This window comes from uncultured Bacteroides sp., from assembly GCF_902491285.1.
GTDB lineage: Bacteria > Bacteroidota > Bacteroidia > Bacteroidales > Bacteroidaceae > Bacteroides.
Window position 1 is genome coordinate 29,827 of sequence record NZ_CABUHK010000029.1, and the last position, 25,386, is coordinate 55,212.

Annotated in this window: 17 protein-coding genes and 1 tRNA gene; 8 read left to right on the forward strand and 10 right to left on the reverse strand. The window is 46.4% G+C overall.

Going from position 1 to position 25,386, the window contains the following annotated elements; all coding sequences use genetic code 11:
• Window positions 1-7 precede the first annotated feature (7 nt).
• From RDN93_RS09785 to bglX, 8 genes are all read left to right on the forward strand, one after another.
• On the forward strand, window positions 8-1,684 hold the full coding sequence (locus RDN93_RS09785) for a glucoamylase family protein (RefSeq protein WP_308745339.1): 1,677 nt from the start codon (window positions 8-10) through the stop codon (window positions 1,682-1,684).
• Window positions 1,681-3,135, forward strand: a complete 1,455-nt coding sequence (locus RDN93_RS09790; protein WP_308745340.1) for a sulfatase — start codon at window positions 1,681-1,683, stop codon at window positions 3,133-3,135. Before RDN93_RS09785 ends, RDN93_RS09790 begins: the two co-directional genes overlap by 4 nt.
• Window positions 3,136-3,159: 24 nt before the next feature.
• Window positions 3,160-5,013 (forward strand): fimbrillin family protein, encoded by a 1,854-nt coding sequence (locus RDN93_RS09795; RefSeq protein WP_308745341.1) that lies wholly within the window; start codon window positions 3,160-3,162, stop codon window positions 5,011-5,013.
• Window positions 5,014-5,215: 202 nt separating this feature from the next.
• Window positions 5,216-8,050, forward strand: a complete 2,835-nt coding sequence (locus RDN93_RS09800; RefSeq protein ID WP_308745342.1) for a triple tyrosine motif-containing protein — start codon at window positions 5,216-5,218, stop codon at window positions 8,048-8,050.
• A 213-nt stretch (window positions 8,051-8,263) separates the two neighbouring features.
• Window positions 8,264-9,826, forward strand: coding sequence for a sulfatase (locus RDN93_RS09805; RefSeq protein ID WP_308745343.1), 1,563 nt, complete (start codon window positions 8,264-8,266; stop codon window positions 9,824-9,826).
• Window positions 9,827-9,856: 30 nt separating this feature from the next.
• Window positions 9,857-12,880 (forward strand): TonB-dependent receptor, encoded by a 3,024-nt coding sequence (locus RDN93_RS09810; protein WP_308745344.1) that lies wholly within the window; start codon window positions 9,857-9,859, stop codon window positions 12,878-12,880.
• Between the two features lie 18 nt (window positions 12,881-12,898).
• Window positions 12,899-14,671, forward strand: a complete 1,773-nt coding sequence (locus RDN93_RS09815; protein ID WP_308745345.1) for a RagB/SusD family nutrient uptake outer membrane protein — start codon at window positions 12,899-12,901, stop codon at window positions 14,669-14,671.
• Between the two features lie 6 nt (window positions 14,672-14,677).
• On the forward strand, window positions 14,678-16,921 hold the full coding sequence (gene bglX / locus RDN93_RS09820) for a beta-glucosidase BglX (RefSeq protein WP_308745346.1): 2,244 nt from the start codon (window positions 14,678-14,680) through the stop codon (window positions 16,919-16,921).
• Between the two features lie 525 nt (window positions 16,922-17,446).
• Here bglX and RDN93_RS09825 read toward each other — a convergent pair.
• The 10 genes from RDN93_RS09825 to RDN93_RS09870 form a co-directional block, all read right to left on the reverse strand.
• Window positions 17,447-17,517 (reverse strand) — tRNA-Gln (locus tag RDN93_RS09825).
• Between the two features lie 108 nt (window positions 17,518-17,625).
• Window positions 17,626-18,918: a tyrosine--tRNA ligase gene (gene tyrS, locus RDN93_RS09830; RefSeq protein ID WP_308745347.1), complete on the reverse strand. Its 1,293-nt coding sequence runs from the start codon at window positions 18,916-18,918 to the stop codon at window positions 17,626-17,628.
• Between the two features lie 87 nt (window positions 18,919-19,005).
• Window positions 19,006-19,665, reverse strand: a complete 660-nt coding sequence (locus RDN93_RS09835) for a TatD family hydrolase (protein ID WP_308745348.1) — start codon at window positions 19,663-19,665, stop codon at window positions 19,006-19,008.
• Window positions 19,666-19,689: 24 nt separating this feature from the next.
• Window positions 19,690-19,965, reverse strand: coding sequence for a membrane protein insertion efficiency factor YidD (yidD, locus tag RDN93_RS09840; protein ID WP_308745349.1), 276 nt, complete (start codon window positions 19,963-19,965; stop codon window positions 19,690-19,692).
• Window positions 19,962-20,351: a ribonuclease P protein component gene (gene rnpA / locus RDN93_RS09845; RefSeq protein ID WP_308745350.1), complete on the reverse strand. Its 390-nt coding sequence runs from the start codon at window positions 20,349-20,351 to the stop codon at window positions 19,962-19,964. The genes yidD and rnpA overlap by 4 nt, the downstream gene beginning before the upstream one ends.
• 5 nt (window positions 20,352-20,356) lie before the next feature.
• The gene (locus RDN93_RS09850; protein ID WP_308745351.1) at window positions 20,357-21,103 is read right to left on the reverse strand and encodes a uroporphyrinogen-III synthase; all 747 of its coding nucleotides are present in this window, start codon (window positions 21,101-21,103) and stop codon (window positions 20,357-20,359) included.
• Window positions 21,104-21,107: 4 nt separating this feature from the next.
• A complete protein-coding gene (locus RDN93_RS09855) occupies window positions 21,108-21,941 on the reverse strand; it encodes a DUF4271 domain-containing protein (protein WP_308745352.1) in 834 nt (277 codons plus the stop codon).
• Window positions 21,938-22,525, reverse strand: a complete 588-nt coding sequence (locus RDN93_RS09860; RefSeq protein ID WP_308745357.1) for a TIGR00730 family Rossman fold protein — start codon at window positions 22,523-22,525, stop codon at window positions 21,938-21,940. Before RDN93_RS09860 ends, RDN93_RS09855 begins: the two co-directional genes overlap by 4 nt.
• 522 nt (window positions 22,526-23,047) lie before the next feature.
• Complete coding sequence (locus RDN93_RS09865; RefSeq protein ID WP_308745353.1) at window positions 23,048-23,419, reverse strand: DUF3244 domain-containing protein; 372 nt, start codon at window positions 23,417-23,419, stop codon at window positions 23,048-23,050.
• A 127-nt stretch (window positions 23,420-23,546) separates the two neighbouring features.
• The gene (locus RDN93_RS09870; RefSeq protein WP_374047393.1) at window positions 23,547-25,064 is read right to left on the reverse strand and encodes a tetratricopeptide repeat protein; all 1,518 of its coding nucleotides are present in this window, start codon (window positions 25,062-25,064) and stop codon (window positions 23,547-23,549) included.
• Window positions 25,065-25,386 lie beyond the last annotated feature (322 nt).

Consider the following 25,386-nt stretch of genomic DNA (forward strand, 5'->3'; position numbering starts at 1 on the left):
ATCGAATATGAAACTTCAACCGATACTCTGTCTCTTCCTGCTGGCTGCCGCCTGTTCGTGCAGTTGCTCGGACGAACCGGTCTTCCACTCGGACGAACAGCCGGAGCTACCGTCTCTCCCAGCCATTACCGAAGGGAGCTATTTTGCCGATTCACTGGAATATACGCCGGAGAAACAAAGACAGACACTGACCGACATACAGCAAGGTTATTTCCGTTTCTTCTATGAAGACTATCAGAAAGATAGCAAGATGGCGCTTATCGGTACGGAACGTCCCGCAATAAACGTGGCGTTAGCCGGGTCGGCTTATGCCGCCACCGCCATTCCCGTAGCCGTAGAACGCGGATGGATAAGCAGGAAGGAAGGAGCACAGCGCTTCTTGGATATGTGTACTTTCCTCAACAGAGCCGAGCGTTATCACGGTGCATGGTCGCACTGGATGAACGGAAAGACGGGAGCAGGCTCGCCTTTCAACCCCAAACAGCAGTCGGCAGGCGATTTGGTAGAGACTGCCTTTATGATGATGGGGTTATTCATCTGTTCGGAGTACTTTGACTCGGAAGACGCAACGGAAACCAATGCAAGGGAACTTGTGGCAAAGTTCCACAACGAAATAGACTGGAACTTCTACACCAACGGCGAGCAAACCCTCTATTGGGCATGGGACAAGAACCTGGGCTTCGCCCCATTGAAAATAACCGGTCCGTGCGAAGCTCTCCCCGCCTACTTATTGGCATTATCCGCCCCCGAAGAGTTTGCCATTACAGAAGATGTATATACTCACGGATGGCGCGGGAAGAAGTTCTTCAACGAGGGACGTACTACCTACGGATACACGTTCGAACTGGGTGGAGAAGAAAAAGGCGGCCCGCTCTTCACCACACAACACCCGTTCTTATGGATAAACCCTTTCATCTATCAGGATAACTATGCAGATTATTGGGAGTTCTGCACCAACCACGCACTGATAAACCGGCAATACTGCCTGAATGACGCCCCGAAAGAGTATCTGTACGACGAGCGGAACTGGGGGCTGAGCGCTTGTTACGGCCCGGCACCGCTAGGTTACAAAGGTCGTTCACCCGCGCAGGGACGCGATGACGGCACTATTTGCGCCACAGGAGCCATGGGAACCGTCACGGTCACTCCATTCTATGCCCTGCAAGTCATTAACTCGCTCTACCAAACACCCGGCATGAAAGGAACTTACGGCATTACAGACGCGTACAATACAAGCCTGGCTTGGGCAGACTCCCGATATTTATCCATCTCCGTAATGCCCATCGTGTCCATTATCGAAAATTACCGTACCGGACTAATCTGGAAACTGGCTTGGCAAAGCGAACCTATCCGCAAGGGACTTGAACTGGCAGGATTCAGGGAATCCGCCTATACGGAAGGATTCTGCCAGAACCCCGTCAATCTTCAGACAGGGGCGGCCGATTTGACCGCACACCCCGATACGGAGAAGTACATGATACGATACTGGAGCGATACAGCCTCAGCGAATATCCATTTCACCCTTAGCTGCGGAGACACGGTGCGCAAGGTTATCCCCGACACAGTAGACAAAGGCATCAACACCCTGCTGCTTCCCTACGGCCAATGGAGCAAGCGCGCATACCGCCTGAACATGTATAAAGACAATAAATTAACAGACACTTTAAACATTAACCTAAGATGAAAACCCCATTCCTTCAAAAGGGCATCAGCACGGCAGCCCTCTCTCTGGGCGCCGTAGTCGCCTTTGCCGCAGAAGACCGCCCGAACATACTTTACATCATGTCCGACGACCATTCTTTCCAGACCATCGGCGTATATGCGTCGGTACTGAAAGACTACGTGAAAACTCCGAATATCGACCGTATCGCGCACGAAGGGGTCAGGATGGACAACTGTTTTGTCACCAACTCCATCAGCACCCCCAGCCGGGCAGCTATCCTGACGGGACAATACAGCCACCACAACCAGGTATATACCCTCGCCGACGAACTTCCCGCCGGACACCCTTCCATGGCAAAGGAACTCCAAAAGAACGGTTATCAGACCGCCATCATCGGCAAGTGGCACATCGGCACACAGCCCGAAGGGTTCGACTTTTACAGCGTCATGCCCGGACAAGGCAAATATGAAAATCCCGGTTTCATGGAGAGCGGACTTCCTTTCGACGTGAAACATGCCGTACGCACCCAAGGCTACTGCACGGATGTCATCACGGACAAATGCATCGACTGGATGGAGAAAGCGGACAAAAACAAGCCCTTTTTCCTGATGTGCCACTTCAAAGCCCCACACACGCCTTTTACCCCGGCGGAACGTCACAAAGACCTGTACAAAGACGTCGTATTCCCCGAACCGGACAACCTGTACGAGAACCTCGACAACCGTCCCATACTGAAATCCGTACACAACAAGATTTCCGGCGGACGCTTTGCCGACAAGACATTGCCCAAGGAAGACAGGGTGAAAGATGCCTATCAGGAATATATCCGCACTTACCTCTCTTGCATTGCCGGAATAGACGAGAACGTAGGACGCCTGCTCGAATGCCTCGAAAAGAACGGGCAACTGGACAACACCATCATTGTCTACACTTCCGACCAAGGCTTCTACATGGGCGAACACGGGCTTGTAGACAAACGGCTGATGTACGAAGAAGCACTGCGTATGCCCCTGGTCATCCGCTACCCCCGGAAAATACGGGCAAATACCACTTGTCAAACTTTCGTGCAGAACATTGACTTTGCCCCGACACTCCTTGAATATGCAGGTATCCGGACTCCCGGTTATATGGACGGCAGAAGTTTCTGCGCCTCTCTCACCGGGAAAAAGGCCCCCGACGCACGAAAAACAGCCTATTACCGTTACTGGATGAACTTCAAGGGCTACAACATCCCCGCTCACTACGGGCTGCGTACCGACCGTTACAAACTGATTTATTTCTACGGCAAATCCTGCGGAACGAAAGGTTCCATCGACAAGCCCGGCTTCCAGCCTGTATGGGAGTTCTACGACTTACAGGAAGACCCGCACGAAATGACCAACCAGTACGGGAACAAGAAGTACGAGAAAGTGATAAACGAATTGAAAGAAACACTCCGGCAGACTCAGGAAGAAGTCGGAGACAAGCAATAATCAACAACCTATAAATTCACCAATATGAGAAATACTATTTTTATCCAATGTGCCATCGCACTCGCCACCACGTTATTCATCGGCGGATGTTCCGACGACGATGACGCTGCACAGGGCGGAAACAAGCAAGGCATCACCACCACCGAAGCCGTCATCCCGGAACCTCTGCAATGGAATACGGATAATACCATTGCCTTATACGCGAAGAAGGCGGACGCTGAAAAGACACTCTTCTACACCGAAGAATCGCAAGTGAACCGGGCTACGTTTGAAGCGGTCAAGAAAGCGTTTCCCACCCCGCAGGAAGGTGACTATATACGTGCATTCTATCCCGCAGGAAAAGCCAAAGAGAAAGCAAACGTGACAGGTACTCTCCTGCCCGCCCCCGGTACCGACCCTACCGATACTCAATACATACTTACCCAAAAAGGAAATGCCACAACAGGGCATCTTTCTGCTTTCTACTATATGTATGGTGTCAGCACTTATGAAGAGGGTATCATCCAACCGATTGAATTTCAGCCGCAGATGTCCGTACTGACATTCAAAATCACATTGCCCGAAGCACTCATCCCTTCGACATTGGAAATCAGCACCGGCGGCAAGGATTTTATCAAGTCGGTCAATTGCAACAATTATCCGGCCGATGCCGCAAACTTCAAACTGACAACCAACGAAAGCACTAACAAGGTAACGTTGAACCTGAAAGATTGCGGCACCTTGCAGAAGTTGGAAGCTAATCTGTTAATCGTCCCTGTCGACTTGAGCGGCAAGCAATTCACCGTATCCGTTACAGATGCAAATAATGAAGTCTACACCGCTACCCTGGAAGGTATCACCTTCGAAAAAGGAAAGCAGCACACGTTTGAAATAGCCGTAGCCAAAGACGAAGAACCGGAGCCGGAACCAAATGATGACTACACCCAAACGGGAGAAGGTACAGCAGAAAGTCCCTGGATTATCACAACTGCCGGACAACTGCGTGCTATCAGCCGCGACTCGCACGAAGGCGATGCTATCACAGACTTTGCCGGAAAATATTTCAAACTGGATGCCGATATTTCCCTTGACGGAGAAAACTGGGAACCTGTTGGAAGCAATACACTTCCCTTTGCCGGTATATTGGACGGTAATAGTAAAACAATCAGCGGAATGAAGATTTCCAGAACAAACACATCAAAAGGTATCGGATTCTTCGCCCATACCAAAGCCGCTAAAATCATGAATCTGACTATTGCCGGCTCCATCAATATCACAGCAACGGATGCCACTCAGACGGGAGGATTGATAGGACAAGCTACAAACAACACCATATTATCCGGTAATATTCGTTCGGAAGTCGACATAACTGTAGAAGCTACTGTGAAAGGAGATATAAAAACCGGAGGAATAATCGGTGAATTAGCAAGTACTTCATCGGTGGAAGGCTGTAACTTATCCTACAAAGGAAATATCAAAGTGGATAATCAGGGAACACAAAATGCCCACACAGGAGGAATCATCGGCGGGATGGTATCAGTCCCTGCCATTAACGGTATGGCTGATGCAATATGTACTGTTGAAAAGGGTACTACCATCTCTACTGAATCCCAGACAGGAACCGTATGGCTCGGAGGATTCTTGGGCAATTCCGCTCCCGGCTTACTAGCAAAACTTCCTGCCACGACTTCCCAGATGCTAGGAATATTATCAGCCAAGGCAAATGGAACCAAAGATGCCATCATTTGCTACATGGTAGGATGGAGCCAAAACGCAGCAACTACCAAAGGCTTTAGCGAGGTTTTCAAAAACAATGCCAACTATACTCTGGAAGGCTCTACCGTAACTTCGGCAAACGGTAAGGCATATAAAAACGGAGAAGAAGTAGTTGTACCGTAAGAATGAGCATATTCCCGGCTTATGCCTATATATGGGTACTACAGTGTCCATATATAGGCAAAGCCGTGTCAATGTATCGGTATCATAGTGTCTATATACAGGCACAACCGCATATAAGTAAGAATAAGTTTTCATATCTCCCTTTGTACCGTTGCCAAAGTTTTGTATTTTTGCAATGAACTTCCTATACGATGTTGCAACTATGAAATACATTTGTGCGCTCATTACCATATTATTTGCCACAGCTACCGCTTTGGCAGCTTCCATCCCTTTCGTCAAGAACTTCACGAACAAGGAAGTGATGTGTCAGAACTGGGACATCGGACAAGACAGTAAAGGCATTATCTATATTGCCAACCGCTACGGCCTGGTATGCTACGACGGAAAGACATGGCAGACCTATACCACCAACGAAAACCGGACTATCCGTTCCCTGCATATCGCACCGGACGACCGTATCTACATCGGCAGCTATGAAGAATTCGGCTACTTCGAAAGAAACGAATACGGCAGGCTGGTCTACTCTTCCATCTCCTCTTTGTTCCGTCACAAGGAATTGAAGAACAAGGACATATGGAGCATCGAGCAGGAAGAGAACCTGATTTATTTCCAATCTTTTGCCGGATACTTTTCTTTTGATACCCAATCGAGGAAAGTAGCTTTCTACCCGGTAAAGAACATGATGCAACGCCTGTATAAGGTAGAGAACAAAATCTATGCGGTAGTCCAGGACGAACTTTACCGGCTGGAGAAGAACACCCTTACCAAACTGCCCGCCACCAGTTCTCCCCTTCAAAGCCCCGTACGTAGCATATTGCCCTACGACGGCAACCGCCTGCTCATCCAAACGGAAAACCAGGGATTCTGGATTTACGACCAGGGACAATATACCCCGCAGGCAACCATCAACAAAACCCCGAACATCTCCGGAAACAATGAAGCGCTCTATGCCGGAAACGGCAACCTGCTGGCAGGAACGCGCAGCAACGGGCTGCTCTGTTTCGACCCGCAAGGTAGCCTGCTCTACAAACTCGACTATCAGACCAAATTACAGCATAACACCGTCCTGTCCCTCTTCAAGGACAAATCCAACAACATCTGGATTGGACTGGAAAAAGGGCTCTCACTTGCCTTTACCAACGACTCTTTCTCCTTCCACTATCTGAAAGAGAACAATATCGGCTCTATCTTCGACGTCGCCTTGTGGAATGATTATCTCTATATCGCCTCTAACCAAGGCCTGTGGCGGATAAAAGCCGGCACGTTCATGTCTCAGGAACAAAACTTCTCCCCGGAACGGGTGAACCTGCCGGGCGGCTTCGTACAGAAACTACTGAAAACCAACGAAGGGCTTATCATCGGGCACAGCAAAGCCACCTACCTGCTGAACAGGCAGAACCAACTGTCCGAAATGTATCCCACCGGCGGGGCACTGGCAGGAACGGAGATTCATTACCCGCAGCAGCGCAAAGGCTTCCTGCTGGGCAGTTACAATTCTATAAATCTCTACGACATAGAGCCGTCCGGCAACTACTTATTCCGCCAACGGCTCACCAACTTCAACGGCTACCCGCGATACATGGAATTCGACAATAACGGAAACCTTTGGGTGGCTCACACGCGAAAAGGTATATACAAGCTGAAAATGGACAGGAACCGGACTGAATTTACCGGAAATGAATTTATCTCCTGCATCGGAGATTCAAGCCGCACGCAGATAGGCGTATTCAACGTCGGCGGAAGAATTGTATTCACTGACGGAAAGCAGTTCCATACCTACAATGACCTCTCGGACTCTATCGTTCCTTACGACCGCCTGAACACTCATTTGGAATTTATCACCCACACCAGGCATATCGTAAAGGTGGACAACACCTATTATTGGTTTATCACGGACACGGGAGTCGCACTGGTCAATATGGCGGCTTCCGACACTCCGGTGATAGAAAAAGTACTCTTGTTCGACAACTACAACCTGCGGATGCACAAGGACTTCGAAAGCATCGTGCCCGTCACGCCCGAATATTCCATCCTTTGTGCGGAGAATGTGCTCGTAGTCATCCCCAACAAACCGGAAGCCGCCCCGTCTTCCCCCAACCAGGAATTGATTTTCAACCATATCATCTCCTACAATATATTGAAAGACGAGCAACAGAGCCTTCCTGTCCGCACGGAAGATACCGTCTGCCGGCTGACGTCCGATTTTAACAGCTTGGACGTCCAGGTGGCATATCCTGCCTATAATGAGAACATCCATTTTCAGTTCAAGCTGGAAGAGAACGGCATAGAGAAACACTGGCAAGAGAAACAAAATGCGCCTTCCATCAATATCCAGCGGCTTCCGGCAGGCAACTACTACCTGAAATGCAGGGCTATCGACGAAAAAGGGACAGCCGTGGCTACCGCTTCTTTCTCGTTCAGCATATTGCCGCCATGGTATCTGAGCCCGTGGGCATATGCCGGCTACATCTTCCTTCTGGCGGTGATTCTTCTGGCTATTTATGCAGGTGTCCGCCGGAGAACGTTACGCCAGCAACGCCACATCATCAAAGAACGTGAACAGCAAATCATCGAGCTTGAAAACAAAAGGCTCAACGACGAAATCCTGTTCAAAGGCAAGGAGCTGACGCAATCTACCATGACTATCATCGAGAACAACAGGACACTGCTCGCCATCAAAGAGGAGATAGAGAACCACAAACGGATGCTGGGCAGCCAATACCCTAACAAATACTATCAGAAGCTGATAGACATGATAGACAATGCCACTTCAAAAGGGAAAGAGTGGGATCTGTTCCTGTCGAACTTCGACCTGATTCACGAACATTTCTTCAGGAATCTCCGGCAGCGTTTCCCCGAACTGACACCCAACGACCTGAAGTTATGCGCCCTGCTGCGCTTGAATATGAGCACGAAGGACATGGCGGATATGCTGAATATAGGAGTGCGTGCAGTAGAAACAGCCAGATATCGTTTAAGAAAAAAGATGGAACTGGATTCGAATGTCGATTTGGTACAGTTCCTCATTGATTTCTAAGTGTCCGGGGAGTTGTTTCCGTTTCATAATCCGGCGTATCACAATCTACTTATTATTAACTACTTAACAAGCATAAAAAGCAGAATGAAGTAGTGATGTAGTATCCGTTTTCCTAAGAAAATCCGAGCTGACGTAACCAAATGGCACTGTTTGTTTTTATGTCTCGCCAAACAATGTTTTTCTTTGCATCACAACGAAAAATTAATGCAATTTATGAAAACAGTCGCCAAGAACAAACTATTATTAGGAGCAGTGCTTCCCCTGCTCCCACTTACCGGAACTCATGCGCAGAATAAAGCCAAGGAGTCCGCACCCAACATTCTCTTTATCATGTCCGACGACCATGCCGAGAAAGCCATCAGTGCCTATGGTTCCGAATTCTCCCGCCTGGCTCCCACCCCGAACATCGACTGGATAGCCAACGAAGGAGCGCTTTTCGAAGCCAATTACTGCTGCAACTCCCTGTCGGGCCCCAGCCGCGCTTCCGTGATGTCCGGAAAACACAGCCATGCCAACGGCTTTATGCGAAACGGAAACAAGTTCGACGGTTCGCAGCTATTAGTGCAGAAAGTATTCCAGGCAAACGGATACCAGACTGCCCTCATCGGCAAATGGCACCTCGTCACGAAACCTACCGGATTTGACTACTGGACTATCCTGAACGACCAGGGTGAATATTACAACCCCGACTTTATCACCGAAAACGACACGGTGCGCGTAGACGGATACGTCACGGACATCATCACCGAGAAAACAATGGACTGGCTGGAACACCGCGACCGGAGCAAGCCTTTCTTCATGATGATGAACCACAAGGCCGTACACCGTAACTGGTGGCCTGCCGAACGCCATTATCACTTATATGACAATGTGGACTTCCCTGTTCCCGAAAACTACTTCGACGACTATGAAGGACGCGAAGCCGCCAAGAAGCAGAAGATGAACATCTATCGCGACATGTACGAAGGACACGACTTGAAGATGAACGTGGCCAAAGGAAGCGATTCCCTGCGGTTCGACCCGTGGAAACACCTGAACCGACGGATGACACCCGAACAATGGAAGCGGTTCAACGACAACTACCGTTCGAAAAACGACTCTTTCTGGGAGCAGAACCCGCAGGGGAAAGACCTCGCCATCTGGAAATACCAACGCTACGCACGTGAATACATGGCTACGATTGCCTCTCTTGACGAAAGCATAGGCAAAATGCTGGATTACCTGAAGAAAGAAGGGTTGCTCGACAACACCATCATCGTATATTGCAGCGACCAGGGATTCTATGTAGGCGAGCATGGATGGTTCGACAAGCGCTTCATGTATGAGGAGTCCATGAAAATGCCGATGATGATGCGTTTCCCCCCGAAAATCAAGGCAGGAACACATATCACGAAACTGACACAGAACATCGACTTCGCTCCCACTTTCCTGGAGATGTGCGGCATTGATGTCCCGAAGGAGATGCAGGGCGTGTCTTTCCTGCCACTGCTGGAAGGCAAAAAGACACCGGACTGGAGAAAGTATCTATATTATCATTTCTATGAGTTCCCCGGCTTCCACAGCGTGCACAAGCATTATGGAGTGAAGGGAGAGCGTTACAAGCTGATGTACTTCTATCAGGACAAAGTATGGGAACTCTACGACTTAAAGAATGACCCGACGGAAATGCATAATATCTACGGCCAGAAAGGTACGGAGAAAATAACGGCAAAGCTGAAAAAGGAACTGGCCAAGCTGCAACAGCAGTACGAAGTGCCTCAGCGTTGCATGGAATAATCATTTTATGACTCTTAAATTCAGAAAGATATGAAAAACAATATGTATGTCAAGCTTATGTGCAAGACGCTGTTCACGATTTGCCTGCTTATGATAGCGGGATTGTCGCAAGCGCAGAATATCGAAGTGAGCGGAGTGGTACTGGACGAAGCGGGGGAACCGCTCCCCGGAGTATCCATTCAGATAAAAGGAACCCAACGGGGCGCTACTTCAGGAATCGACGGAAGCTTTACTTTCAAAGCAGGGCCGAGGGCTACACTGGTCTTCTCATTCATCGGTTATGAGAAACGGGAAGTGGAACTGAAAGGACGGAGCAGGCTCCGTGTTCAAATGAACCCGACAGTCAATCAGTTAGACCAGGTAGAGATTGTAGTCGGCTACGGCTCGCAACGGAAAGAGGACTTGACCGGAGCCATCTCCACCCTTTCCGGAAAAGAACTGAGCGAAGTCCCGACCGTGAACCTGCTCGATGCCATCGGAAGCAAAATCCCCGGAATGCAGGTCTTAGGAACTTCCGAACCGGGTGAGACGGCTTCTGTCAGAATACGCGGCGTAGGCTCTTACAACGACTCGGAACCTATCTGCGTAGTGGACGGACAGTTTATGACACTGGAAGAGCTGAATGCCATCAATACAAGCGATATCCTCTCTATCACCGTGCTGAAAGATGCTTCCGCCACCGCCATCTACGGTTCGAGGGGAGCCAATGGAGTAATCCTTGCCACTACCCGGCAAGGCTCCGGCGAACAGGGAATCACCCGTGTGAACGCGTCCGTCAACTTCTCGCTGTCCGAAATGGAACGCTTGCTTCCATTGGCGAATACAAGCCAGTATCAACAGATACGTAACCTTGAATATCTGGCCAACAACTATCAGAACGCGGATGCCGCCAACTCCATTCCTTACCCCGAATGGCAGACGGCAGGCAAAGGTACTGACTGGCAAGACCTTGCCAACCGGACAGCACTGACGGGAAACTACCAGGTCAGTGTTTCGGGAAGCACGAAAAAAGCCAATTTCTATGCCGGACTGGGGTATCTGCACCAGGAAGGGGTGATAGAATACACCGACTACAAGCGCCTGAACGCAAAAATCAACGCCTCCTACCAGCTCTATAAAAACCTGAAAATCGGTGTGAACATGCTCTTTACCACCGACAACAAAGGCGGAGTGGAAAACAATGTTTTCTCCCTGACCGGAAAGCGGTTGCCGGACGCTCCCGTATATAACCTGAGCAGTGACAGCGACAGTGAGAACGACTTCAACGGAGGAGACAACAACCCGTATGCCCTGTTGCACTACACACACGACCGCTACCGGAAAATCAACAGGTTCAACAGTAACTATTTCCTGGAATGGAATATCATCAAGCCGTTGCAGTTCAGGACATCATTCTCCACGACTTACGCCAATACCGAGGAAAAGATATTCCTTCCGGCTTTCATGGAAAACGTGGAAGACTCCAACTCGCCTTACAAGATTTCAAGGCTGACTCACAACAGCGCCAACAACAACTCATGGCAACTGGAGAACACGCTGACCTACAACCTGCACAAGAAAGACCACCGGCTGACAGTTATGGGCGGCTTCACCATGCAATATTACCGTACGCAATATGCCAACCTGTTCGCCACCGGACTGCCGTGGGAAGCCTGGAAGAACCGTAACTTATGGTATGTAGGGCAAGGAACATCCGTGACCGGCGCCGACGGTGGTTCGGAAAAAAGCTATGTGTCCTACCTCGGACGTATCACTTACACTCTGAAAGGACGTTATAACGTGATAGCCACGGGACGCGTGGACGGTTCTTCTTCCTATCCCAAGAACAACCGCTACGGATTCTTCCCGTCATTAGGGCTCGGTTGGACAATGTCCGAAGAGAATTTCCTGAAAGGTGCCCGATGGATGGACAAGCTGAAACTCAGGGCGAGTTACGGCGTAGTGGGCAATGACAAGGGCGTAAGCAATGCACAGACACTTTATGCCAATAGCGTAAACATTGTCACAGGCCCCAACAATGATATTTATTCGACTGACGCGCTGAAATTAATGTACGACACCACCCTGTCTTGGGAAGAGATGAAATCTTTCAATCTCGGTGTTGATTTCGCCGCTTTCCGCAACCTCTTTTCCGTATCGGTAGACTGGTTCTACAAGGAGACGTCGAAAGTGATGATGCCGTTGCTGATTCAGCCGTCAAAGTTTAATGTGACAAGCAATATCGGAACCGTGACCAACAAAGGACTGGAATGGAACGTTGCTTATTCCCCCAAACTGGGGAATGTAAACAGTATGTTTACCTTGACAGGCTCTACCGTGAAAAACAACGTGAAAAAGATTAATGATAATATCGGCGGTATCAGCAATGCCCCCAACCGGACACTGGAAGGCTATCCTATCGGGAGCTTCTGGGGATACAACGCTATCGGAGTCTTTCAGAATGACGAACAGTTGGCAAGCCTGCCGCATATCAACGGAACACGTGTGGGAGAACTGATATTCGAGGACGTAAACGGTGACAAGGTGATAGACACCAACGACTATGTGTACCTGGGGGCTTATATCCCGAAAGTACAGCTCGGATTCAACGCGAAGTTCTCTTACAAGGGTTTTACACTGATGGCAGACCTTACCAGCGGACTGGGGCACAAGGTCTACAACCGGCACACCCAATACCGTCAGGATGCACAGAACTTTACGACTGCCATGCTGGATGCCTGGCACGGTGAAGGCACGTCCTATCACACGCCGCGCGTATTTGTCCGTGGAGACGCGTCATCCCTCGACAGCAGTTATTTCATTGAAGACGGAGACTATCTGAGCATAGCCAACGTGCAGCTCTCTTATGCTTTCCCCAGAAAACTGCTGAAAAAGATTCGCATGAACAACGCACGTATCTTCCTGTCGGGAGCCAACCTGCACACGTTCACCAAAGCAACCGGATACAAGACGCAAATCAGCTCCACCGGCAACGCCAACAGGGGCGGTATAGATGATTTCGGGCTCTATCCCGACAACCGTACTTTCACAATAGGTACTTCCTTTTCATTCTAAACTTAAAAAACAAGCATCATGAAGAACAAAAGAATCATTATAACTGCTGTCACAGCAGGTCTGCTTGCCGGATTCTTATCCTCTTGCATGGATAACTTTCTCGATAAACCGGCACACAACATGACTCCTTCCGTCTCCCTGAACGACCCCGTCAGGCTGAGTTCGTCCGTTTACAGTGCCATACTCACATTAGGCGAAGGACAAGGGGACGCTTTCAGCAGCATGGGGGAAATCGCTTCGGACAATGCGCTAAGAGGCTCTATACTAAGCGATGCGGGAAACGTGACGCACAACCGTATGTACAACCAGTTCCAGAACTTCTACGGGATTGCCCCTTCTTCCACCAATTTCATCAATGACATATGGACAGCGAGCTACAAGGGCATCGACCGCACCAATATCAATATCCGTGCACTGGACAGTTACTTTGACGAGTTTATGAGCAAGTACAAGAACGGGCTGATTGCCGAAAACAGGGTGGTGCGCGCTTTCTTCTATATGATGTTGGTCAATACATTCGGAGAGGTCGTCATCCTGCCCGAAGAGGGGGATATCACTCCCGCCGAATATGCCAGGCTGACCAATGACAAGTCCGTCACGCAACTCTATGATTATATCGTGGAAGATTTGCGCCAGGCTGTGAAGTACATTCCCACCAAACAGGAATGGGCGGAGCTATACGGCATCAACTGGCAGGGACATACTCACTTGGGCTCTGCACAAGGCTTATTGGCAAAAGCCCTGCTCTACCAAGCCGCCAACGAACTCTACTTCAACCATGACCAGGAGAAAGCGGAAAAGTGCTATCAGGAGATTGTGGAGATTGTCAAAGCAATGGAAGAAGAGTATCCGCTATACGGCAATTTTGAGGAAATATTCCGGAGAGCAGGCAATTATTGTTCGGAATCCCTTTTCGAGATAGGGACGGAATCTACTGCCAACGGCGACACCCGCTTTGCCGGATGGCGGCCTTCACAACCGAGGTCGTACAATGGATACGGGCGTGTTGCCCCTACGCTGAACCTCATCAACCAGTACGAGAAAAACAGCACGGGAGAGATTATTGACGCGCGTTATTTCGGAACGGTTCTGTTCGGCGTTACCAATCCGCTCAGCGGCATGGCGCATCCGGGCAACAACAGTCCGTTCCGAAAGATAAACGGTGACTTGATTAACGGGGTGGCATTCAACAATAAGAACCTGCTGGCTGCCGGATGGCCGAACCGCTATTCGAGAAAGGCAGCGCAGGAAAAACCGGTCAGTACGAGCAATACTCCGCAGACAAATCTGGGGGGAAGTAATCTGAAATTACTCCGCATGGGTGAAGTCTTGCTGATAGGAGCGGAAGCCGCATATCACGCCGGAGAGGACGGACTGGCTGTCAGATGGCTGAATCTCGTGCGGAAACGGGCGAATCTGGAAGATTCTCCGGCAACATCGGGTACAGCGCTACTGGAACAGATATGGAAGGATAAACGCCTCGAAATAGCCCTTGAATGGAGCAACCGCTATTATGAACTGGTGCGCATAGACAAACTGAATCCCGGCTATATGATGGCAGCTATGGATGCCAAAGTGAACGACGAGTTCAACGGCATCGAACAACACCTGAATAATACAAACGGGTGGAACGCCATCAACAAGCCTAATTTCCCGATTACCCAGGAGAATTTCAGGACACTGATTCCTCTTTGCAACAAGCTGGAAGTGCCGCGCAATTATACCATGCCCATTCCTACCGCCGTATTATCGGATATGCTGAATGTGAAACAAACTCAATATTACAGATAAAAACTCATGAAACGAAACTTTTTGTACATAGCTGTCTTTAGCCTGCTTACACTATCGTCGTGCGGAAACCGGCGTACGACAACGGATGACTCCGACCGTATAATCGCCCATAAAGTAGATTCTCTCTTGAAAAAGATGACATTGGGGGAGAAGTTGGGACAAATGATAATCTATCCCACCAAAGGCAATATAACAGGGCCTACGGGTTCGGTAGACAACATCGAGGAACTGATAAAGGAAGGGAAATGCGGCAATCTGTTCGGTGCACTCACTGCCTCGGAAGCCCACAGGCTGCAAAAGCTGGCGATGGAAAACACCCGCATGAAGATTCCTTTGTTATTGGGTTGTGATGTCATCCACGGATACAAGACTATCTTCCCCGTCAACCTAGGCATCTCAGCTTCATGGGACTTGGAAGAGATAGAGCGCTTCGCACGGATATCTGCGGAAGAGGCTTCTTCCGTCGGGCTGCACTGGACGTTCTCTCCGATGTGTGACATCAGCCGCGACCCACGCTGGGGACGTGTGTCCGAAGGTTCGGGCGAAGACCCTTATCTCGGCGGGCTTATCGCAGCGGCAATGGTACGGGGATATCAGGGGGAGGATTTGTCAAAAGACAATACCATTCTTTCTTGTGCCAAGCATTTTATCGCTTACGGTGCTGCGCAGGCAGGACGGGATTATCACACGGTGGACATCTCCGAACGGGAACTGCGGGACACCTATCTCCCACCCTTCAAGGCTGCCATTGATGCCGGAGCCGCCACCGTAATGAGCGCATTCAACGAATATGACGGTGTGCCCTGCACGGCAAACAGCTTTCTGATGCGTGACCTGTTAAGAAAGGAATTAGGCTTCAAAGGTTTCGTCGTATCGGATTATACGGCTGTAAAAGAGCTGATAGCACACGGTGTCGCCGATAATGACAAGGAAGCCGCCTGTCTGGGCATGAATGCAGGAGTGAATATGTGTATGGTGGATAATCTCTATCTTTTCCACGGCGAGAAGCTGGTGAAAGAAGGAGCGGTTAGCGAAGAGACTGTCAACGAGTTATGTGCCGAGATTCTGACAATAAAGTATAAATTGGGATTGTTCGACAATCCTTATCGTTACGGAAGTGAGGAAAAGGAAAAGAATACGCTGTTCAACGACAGTAACCTGTTCGCAGCCAAAGAACTGGCTAAGAAATCGATGGTATTGTTACAGAACAAGGATAACGTACTTCCCGTAAAAGAGGGAAAGAAAATTGCCCTTATCGGCCCCTTTGCCAACCACAAACGAGAAATGCTAGGTTCATGGGTGCTTGCTCCCGACCCGAAACGTACCGTCACTTTCCAGGAAGGCTTGGAAAGCAGGTACGGACAACAGAATGTCTACTTCGCTCCCGGCTGCCGGATACACGAAGAGATACCCGACGGTTTCAAGGATGCCATAGCCCAGGCGCAAAAAGCGGATGTGATTTTCTACACGATGGGACTATCCCAAAAGGAAAGCGGCGAAGCGTCAAGCATGACTTCATTAAAACTGCCGGAAGTGCAGATACAATTGCTTGAAAAGCTGAAAGCGACCGGAAAACCGATTGTTGTCCTGCTTGTGGCAGCCCGTCCCGTAGAGCTTAAAGAGGTGGCGGACAGGGCCTCCTCTCTCCTGCTCACCTGGAATCCCGGTACGATGGCAGGAACGGCACTAGGAGAAGTCGTGAGCGGTGATTACAATCCTTCCGGCAAGCTGACGATGACTTTCCCGCTAGTCACAGGTCAAGTCCCCCTCTACTATAACATGAAGAATACGGGTCGCCCGCTAGGTCTGAAATCCGTATCGAGCGAGAAGTACAAGTCACGCTATATCGACTGCCCGAATGAACCGCTTTACCCCTTCGGATATGGCTTGAGCTATGCCACATTCGAGTACTCGGATATTCAACCCTCTTCTGTCATTGCCGAAGAAGGAGACAAACTCCAATTCAGCGTGACCGTCACCAATACGGGCAAGGTAGACGGTGAAGAGGTGGTCCAGCTTTATGTATGCGATATGAAAGGTAGTGTAACACGCCCGGTAAGGGAGCTCAAAGGCTTTAAGAAGGTTCTAATCAAAGCCGGAGAGAGCCGGAAAGTCACATTCACCCTGTCGCCCGAAGACCTTTCCTTCACACGCAAGGACATGACTTGGGGACAGGAAAAAGGTGAATACAAACTATGGATAGGCGGAGACTCCAATGCAAAGCTAAAAGCTTCTTTCACCATTAAATAGCTCCAGCTATTGACTTTCCCCTTTTTATTTTGTATCTTTGAAGAACCCAAATAAGAGAAAAGCAGTATGAGTTATATAAAAATCAAGACATAATAGCACATTATCGAACATATATTTCCATATATGGAAGAACTACAACGGGAGAAAATCAGCACTGATTTTCTCCCGTTTTGTTTATATTATTCCTATAATATCCCGAAATTTCCAAAAAATAGTTTTTAATAAACTTGGATACCGTTTATAATAAACCCTCCAACTATTTATTAAAAACAGTATCCGGGTTTATTATAGAACTGTAAAGATATTATTGCTGACTAAACAGAGACTTATTCGCAAAAGAATAAAGCAATCATCAAAACAGTTAATATTATATACAAACAGTGCGTAATAGTTTTCTTACAACAGATAAACTATTACTGAAATCAAGATGATAAAGTTGAAATTATGCCGCTTTACAGGCAGCAATAAAGAATAGGAGAAAAAAGAAAAGCCCCGAAAGATTTCTCTTTCGGGGCTTTTCTTTAGTTGGACTACCAAGATTCGAACTTGGACAAACAGAACCAAAACCTGTTGTGCTACCATTACACCATAGTCCAAACTTATGTGCTTTCTGTTAAAAAGCGGTGCAAAGATAGAGGTTTGCAAGCAAACCTCCAAATATTTCATTCATTTTTTTACTTTGCTACCCAATAAATCGTGAATTATTACTTCGCAATCAGCAAATAATAGTTCTTTTTACCGCGTTGAACAAGCAGATATTTCTCATCGAGCAGGTCGGCAGTTGTTATAACCTGGTCAAAAGCAGCCAGCTTCTCTTTATTCAACGAAACGCCACCGCCTTGAACCAACTTACGCATTTCACCTTTCGAAGCAAATACAGCCGCATTATCCACGAACAGGTCTACCGCCTTCACTCCTTCTGCCAATGCATCACGGGAAATCTCAAATTGAGGTACTCCTTCGAATACAGCCAGCAAGGTATCTTCGTCCAATTTACGCAAAGCGTCGGAAGTGGCATTACCAAACAGAATGTTTGATGCATCTACCGCTGCGTTATAATCTTCTTCCGAATGAACCATCACTGTCACTTCTCTGGCAAGACGTTTCTGAAGGATACGCAAGTGCGGAGCTGCCTGATGTTCGGCAATCAATGCTTCAATTTCCTCTTTTTCGATAGAAGTGAAAATCTTGATATAACGTTCGGCATCAGAGTCGCTCACGTTCAACCAGAACTGATAGAACTTGTATGGAGAAGTGTAACGGGGATCCAACCAGATATTTCCGGATTCTGTCTTTCCGAACTTGCCACCGTCAGCCTTTGTTATCAGCGGGCAAGTCAGCGCAAAAACCTCTCCCCCATTGGTACGGCGAATCAATTCGGCACCGGTAGTGATGTTCCCCCATTGATCAGAACCACCCATCTGCAACTTACAGCCTTTTGTCTCATATAAGTGAAGAAAATCGTATCCTTGAAGCAACTGATAAGTAAATTCGGTAAATGACAGTCCGTCACGCGCCTCGCCATTCAGACGGCGCTTTACAGAGTCTTTTGCCATCATATAGTTCACAGTGATGTGCTTACCTACTTCGCGAACAAAATCAAGGAAGCTGAACTCTTTCATCCAGTCGTAGTTGTTCACCAGTTCGGCACGGTTGGGTACATCCGACTCGAAGTCGAGGAACTTGGCTAGTTGTTTTTTAATACATGCCTGATTGTGACGCAATGTCTCCTCATCCAGCAGGTTGCGTTCTGCCGACTTACCGGAAGGGTCACCAATCATACCTGTAGCGCCACCGATCAGTGCCAACGGTTTATGACCGCAGCGTTGGAAATGACGAAGGATCATCACTCCACAAAGGTGACCAATGTGTAGCGAATCGGCAGTCGGGTCGATACCCAAATAGGCAGTCACCTGCTCTTTGATTAACAACTCTTCCGTTCCCGGCATGATGTCCTGCAACATGCCACGCCATCTCAATTCTTCTACAAAATTCATCGTATTACTCTTTAATTATTAGTTTTTTTATTGTATTTCAATCCTGTATGCGACAAAAGTACGACTCTTTCTCGGAAGTTACAACTCCTACGCCTTAAAAAAGACATTTTGAATATTTCCGCAGACAGTCTCACGCAGCACCTCAGCTTCTACTCCACGCACTTCGGCGGCCCGACATAGAATTTCTTCAATATCAAGCGAACTCTCATCCGTCTCCAGGAACAAGCGGTCGTCAGGTATCAGTTTCATCGTTTCATCGGGATAATGTTCCCCCAAAGAGAGATAGAACCCTTGTTTCAGCAACTGCGCCGCCTGTTCAGGCTTTCCCCGGAAACCGTGCCATATCCAAGGTTGCTTGGGTTGAAACTGTTTTTTCGCTGCCAACAGTTGGTCCATCGCTTTTACACAATGGATTATCAACGGCAAACCGTATGTTTCCGACAATTGTATCTGCATTACAAATGCCAGTGTCTGAAGCGCCATCGAAGTATCTGTCAATCTATCCAATCCCGCCTCTCCTATGGCTACCACCCGCTTATCGGGTAATCGTTCAATAAGAAAATCCAATTGTTGGTCGAAATTAGCCACTGTCAGTTTCCAGGGATGGATGCCGACAGAATAATAACAGCCTTCCTGAAAGGACGAACCTTCCGACAACCAATAGTTAATGATGGATTTACACTCAGAACCGGCTTCCTGCTTATGGGCATGGATATCCAAAATAGCATTAATCATCTTGCCTTCCATATCTGATTCTTTATTTTATTAATTTCAAGGTACTGGGTCATAGCCGGATCCTCCCCAGGGATGACATCGCAGGATACGCCGCACGGTCAGATACAGCCCTTTCACAGGGCCGTGTTTCTTAATCGCTTCGACTGCATAAGCCGAGCAGGTTGGTGTAAACCGACACGAAGGAGGTGTCAGCGGCGAAATACAAATCCGGTAAAAATAGATGGGAATAAGTAGCAAGAGCGAAAATATCCATCTAAAAAATCCTTTTACAGATACCCATATAGCGGATATCCCGGAACCACGGGATTTCATGAGGACAGTTTTTCGGAGATGCGCGAAAGCGCTATTTTCATTTTCTCTTCCAATTCGGCAGTAGCAATAAGCTCGTCCGACAGATAGATAAAGGCGATAGCCAGACGCTTTTCCCGACGCTGCAGCTCACCTATCAGAAGTTCTTTGTTTTTCCGGTAGGCTTCTCGTATCTGACGTTTCACCCGGTTGCGCTTTACCGCCCGCTTAAACCGCCGTTTCGACACGCTGATAAGTATGGAAGCCGAAGCCTCGCCTTGTTCGACAGGCATATATACAACACGTATCGGAAAGATGGAAAACGACTTCGAAACGCCGCCCTCAAACATCTTTCCGATCTGTATTTTACTATTCAGCCTTTCGGCTTTGCACAAAGTATATATACCCACTCTGCTTATTTATTGTTTTCCTTGATAAACATGTCGAGTGCTGCCGTCATTGACGGAGCCTGCACCGTAGGCGCTTCAAGATCCAGACGAAGTCCGGCATCACGTACAGCCTGCGCGGTAGTAGAGCCGAAAGTTCCGATTTTAATCTCTTTCTGATTGAAATCTGGGAAGTTCTTCTTCAAAGAAGTCACCCCTGCCGGGCTGAAGAACACCAACATATCATAATCAAATTCTTCTTCTGATGTAAAGTCGTTGCTCACTGTGCGGTACATCACAGCTTCCGTATGCTGAATACCGTTCTTGTCGAGCAGGTTTTTCACATCATCATTGTGTACGTCCGACATCGGGACGAGGTATTTCTCAGTTTTATGCTTCACGATGGAAGGAATCAGGTCTTCAATCTTTCCAGTAGCCCCAAAGAAGATTTTACGCTTGCGGTATTGCACATACTTCTGAATATACAATGCCACTGCTTCCGTCACACAGAAATACTTCATTGTCTCGGGAATCGCAACACGCAGTTCTGTACACAAACTGAAAAAGTGGTCGATAGCATGACGCGAAGTGAATATAACGGCTGTGTGGTCGAGAATCGAAATTTTCTGTTGCCGAAATTCTTTCGCCGAAAGACTTTCAACCTTGATAAACGGCCGGAAATCTATTTTTACGCCATACTTCTCTGCAATGTCGTAATAGGGAGATTTCTCTGACGCAGGCTTAGGCTGCGACACTAGTACTTTTTTAATTTTCAACGTCCTAAAATTTTATTAGCAAAATATTGTTCACTTGAATCATACCCTGGTAGAGTAGCAGACAAGGTATGATTTCTAGAGCGCAAAAGTACACAATTAAAAGGAAAAGCTCGCTAAACTGATGAAAAAAAAGCTTTATCCACTTATAAAACATCAATATTTTAGCGAAAATTAGAATTATAGAACCAATTATAATCAAATTGGTAAGACTTAGGTCGAAATAAACTAGAAAAAGCACGAACGGGAAAAGGGCAAATCCGGCATAATATATGAGTGCAGAATAAGATTCCAGCCACATATTTGTCCTATTTTTATCAAAGAATACCCATCCCAAAAACATATAAAGCAACCATTTTAGTAAGAAATAAGCCAGGCAGAAACCCACATAAATTCCCAGCAGAAGGAGAGGGGATACATGGCTCATCAGGGCAGGAGAGATATCATGAAAATAATTGAAAAATGTGATTCCTGCCAACACGCAGGTCTGCAATACAAGTACAAGAAGATAACGCATGTCAGCCGCTGTGGAGCTATCAAAGATGCTTGCCCGTTCACGATGCAGCACAAAGTCTTTTACTTGTTGAGACAGAAATTTCTTTCCACGCGACAACGCGATGGAAGACAGGAAGAAGCAGACCAATAATGTCAACGAAATCGCATCATCCGTACGGGGAGAGTAGGGGATAGGGATTCCCTCAAAACCTGAACCAACTTCCTGCACGGCATGAGTCGCAGCCAATTGCAGGCTATCACTATCCGCCTTTGCCGAGACAAACCGCCCCTGTTTGAAAAGCAACAGAGTATCAGTTCGTTGAACGCCTATTGTACCGCCTATCATATAGCTGCAAATTTACGAATGGAAACATCCCACACCGGAGTCTCATAAAGGAGTTTTACGGCTTCCTCAGGCGTCCGGGCTACTTTCCATATATCTCCGTGCTGCTGGCGCATAAAATTCTCTTCAATAGCCTTTTCAAGCATCTCCAGCAACGGGTCAAAGAATCCGTTCACATTGATAATAATAATAGGATTGAGGTATAACCCCAATTGTTTCCAGGTAATAATCTCAAGCAGCTCTTCAAGTGTGCCGCATCCACCCGGCAAAGCAATGATACCATCACTCAGATTTGCCATCTTCTGTTTGCGTTCGTGCATGGATTCTACTTCTATCAGTTCCGTCAATCCTGTATGATGCCAGTTCTGCTCTACCATAAAATGAGGAATAACACCGGTCACTTCGCCACCATTTTTCAAGACCGCATCTGCTACGGAACACATCAGGCCAATACTTCCGGCTCCATTTATCAAGCGGATACGATGTTCGGCAAGCAAACGACCGAGTTCTTCGGCTGCTCTAAAGTAGACGGGATCTATTTTGGTACTGGAGGCACTATATACGCATACGGAATTTATTTGGTTCATCTTCATTACACTATCCATGGAGTTATATTATATCGTAGGCGCAAAATTACGAAAAAATTCCGTTATTCGTATTTATCTTAATCAGAGATAACAGTTATACCAGCTTTCTCTAATCGTCTATTATACTTACTAGTCTATATACTCAAAAAAAGTCTTGGACTTCTGTTTCGGAAGTCCAAGACTCTTTCTCACAGTGAATACATCTATTACAGATATCACATCTACAAACAGACGTATCGAATTGTTGCTAAATGAACTTTATTATTCGAATCACCAGTTCGCTCGAACACCCAACCAGTCTTCAGCAAGCCAATTCATAATAAGTGATTTAAACTTATTTTGTGTAATATACCTAATTACCACTAATACTTTTCGTAAGGTATATTAAGCCCACGAGTCAAAATCAACCGATTCTTTCCCCTTTCGGTCAACATCCAATCGCCATTTCAGCAATGCACTATATATTCAATAGCGGGGCTTTCAACCGTTAATAATTTGGGTCTATTATGTAATTGCAAATATTTAATCCAATTCAAATTCTCCAGTAAAGGTATTAGTTGGAAGTTGTATTTCCAAAACGTACTTACCTTTTTTCTCACCGATGAGATTGATATTAAGCTTTTCTACATTCAAATTAGTAGATGTATAAACCACTTCCTCTGTTTCTGCATCCTTTATGATGATTGTCACAGTATTAACAGGTGAAAGAAGATCAATGGATACCATCGGGCTTTCAACAAAAGCAATAGGGGAGATAGGGATAGAGCGATGCTCCACCTTAGTAGTATTACTTAGCTTAATTTGCCGCAAAGATTTCATCTCTCTTGCATAAGAAAACATATTCAACTGCAGTAAAACAGCCAACAATAAAAAAGGTAAGAATTTAGCTTTCATAATAAATGTATTTAAAATTTTGCCCCAAAAATACACAGATAGAGTTGAAAAAACGATTTTTATGTGGTAACAATGGTAACAGCCTTTCATTTAAAAATGAAACAAGTAAAAGCAACACTATTATATCCTACTGATTATCAACGCCAAACACACGTTCAAAAATTTGCGTATCCATTTTATTTTTTATACGGCTTTTACGTGTTTTAAGTGCATCAGATGTAGCTCCCATCAATTCCATTATGACAGATTTTGAGCAACAAAGCAATGAAAGGACACAATAAAAGACATCATCACCTGTTAAAGCCGGACAACGCCCTTGCAAATTCATCATCACATCAATAAACGAATTGGAAATAGCAGAACGCATTTCTTTTCTCAAGCTACGCATCTCTAATAATTGCTTAGGAGTTGCCTTCTCTAATGCTTCTAATTGCTCATAACAATCAGTAGTTTTAAGCATAGATATGCATAATTGAATTTGCTGCTCTGTTAATTCTGTTCGTTTCTTATCAATGGCTTCTTTATTAGACTCAGAAAATTCCTCTTTCAAAAGCATATTATCAACTCGTTTCTGGGTCAATTCATCTTGTAAAGCTATATAGCGTTTTTTTCTTTTCCTATCATTCCACATAAAATAAAAAACACATATAATCATTAAGAAAAAAAACGCAATAACCAAACCAACAACCAGCATTTTAGCACGCTCTGACAACATTCTTTTATGTTCCTCTAACTGATGCTTATCCATAAGTTTATTAAGCTCCTCATTATCGGTCATGATTTGGATAGAATCATAAAGTATCTTATACACATCCATATTCTCTGTTGCAGTCTTCCACTCACCCTTTTTCTTTGCTATCTGATACATCCCATCATAACAAACCACTTGACCATAAATATCAAGATGATCTATATTCTTACAATAAAAATAACTAGCAGAATCTAGCATATTTAAATTAAGCATAATTTCAGCCTTTAACAAACAGGCATTAGTAGCTTTATCCTCCCCCATTATCTCAATAGCCTTTGATACATATTCATCTGCCTGAGTATAATCTCCCTCCTCATTATAAATCATAGCAAAATCATGATAAATTGCACCTATAAAACTAGAGTCCTGGTCTGCTAATACACAATCAAGAGCCTGTTGATAATAACACAATGCACTATCTTTCTTATTTTGCATCAAAAATGCATGTGCAATGCCTCTCAACGGAAATGTTTGACCACTACTCCCTTTCAATATCTGATAAGCTACTCGATAATTCTCTATCGCTACATCATATAATCCGTCTTCTTTGTAACATTCCGCCAAATTATCATATATCATCGCTAAAAACTCATCTTTAACAGGCATCAACCGAATTGCCGCCAAATATTCTTCTACAGCAAAAGAAGTATATCCCCTATCCCGATAAGTAGCTCCCCAATAATAGTGGGCTTTTGCTGCACGCACACTCTTTTTTCTATCTCCATAGTATTCAACAGCCGTTTTTATCAACGAATCATCTTCTAAGGTAATATAGTTCTTATACCTTGCCTGCGTTAGTAAGAGCGCATAAAGCGCCCTGTCGGCACGCGGCAATTCCTGTGGAAAAGAAATTGATTCCAAAACAGACAAGGCACTATCAGGATATTCTTCCATTAATGAATCAGCACACAATAATAATGGATTCTTCACTGAGGAAGAACATGAGGACAGCGATATAGATGCCCCAATGCCACCTATGCAAATAAATAAACAACAAAGGACCAATAAATGGTGTCCGGAAAAGATATATTTTATTTTCATTTGGCAATTGTTCATTTCACAAAACAAAAATAGCAAATTTCACCAAGACGTACTTAGTATCCAAAATACATTTATTTAAATATAACTTATCATTACTGTCCCGTAAAAGTGGATAAATAGTTCTTTGAAATAATTGAAATATAGTCTATTAGATACTACTTTTTAGGCGCGACGA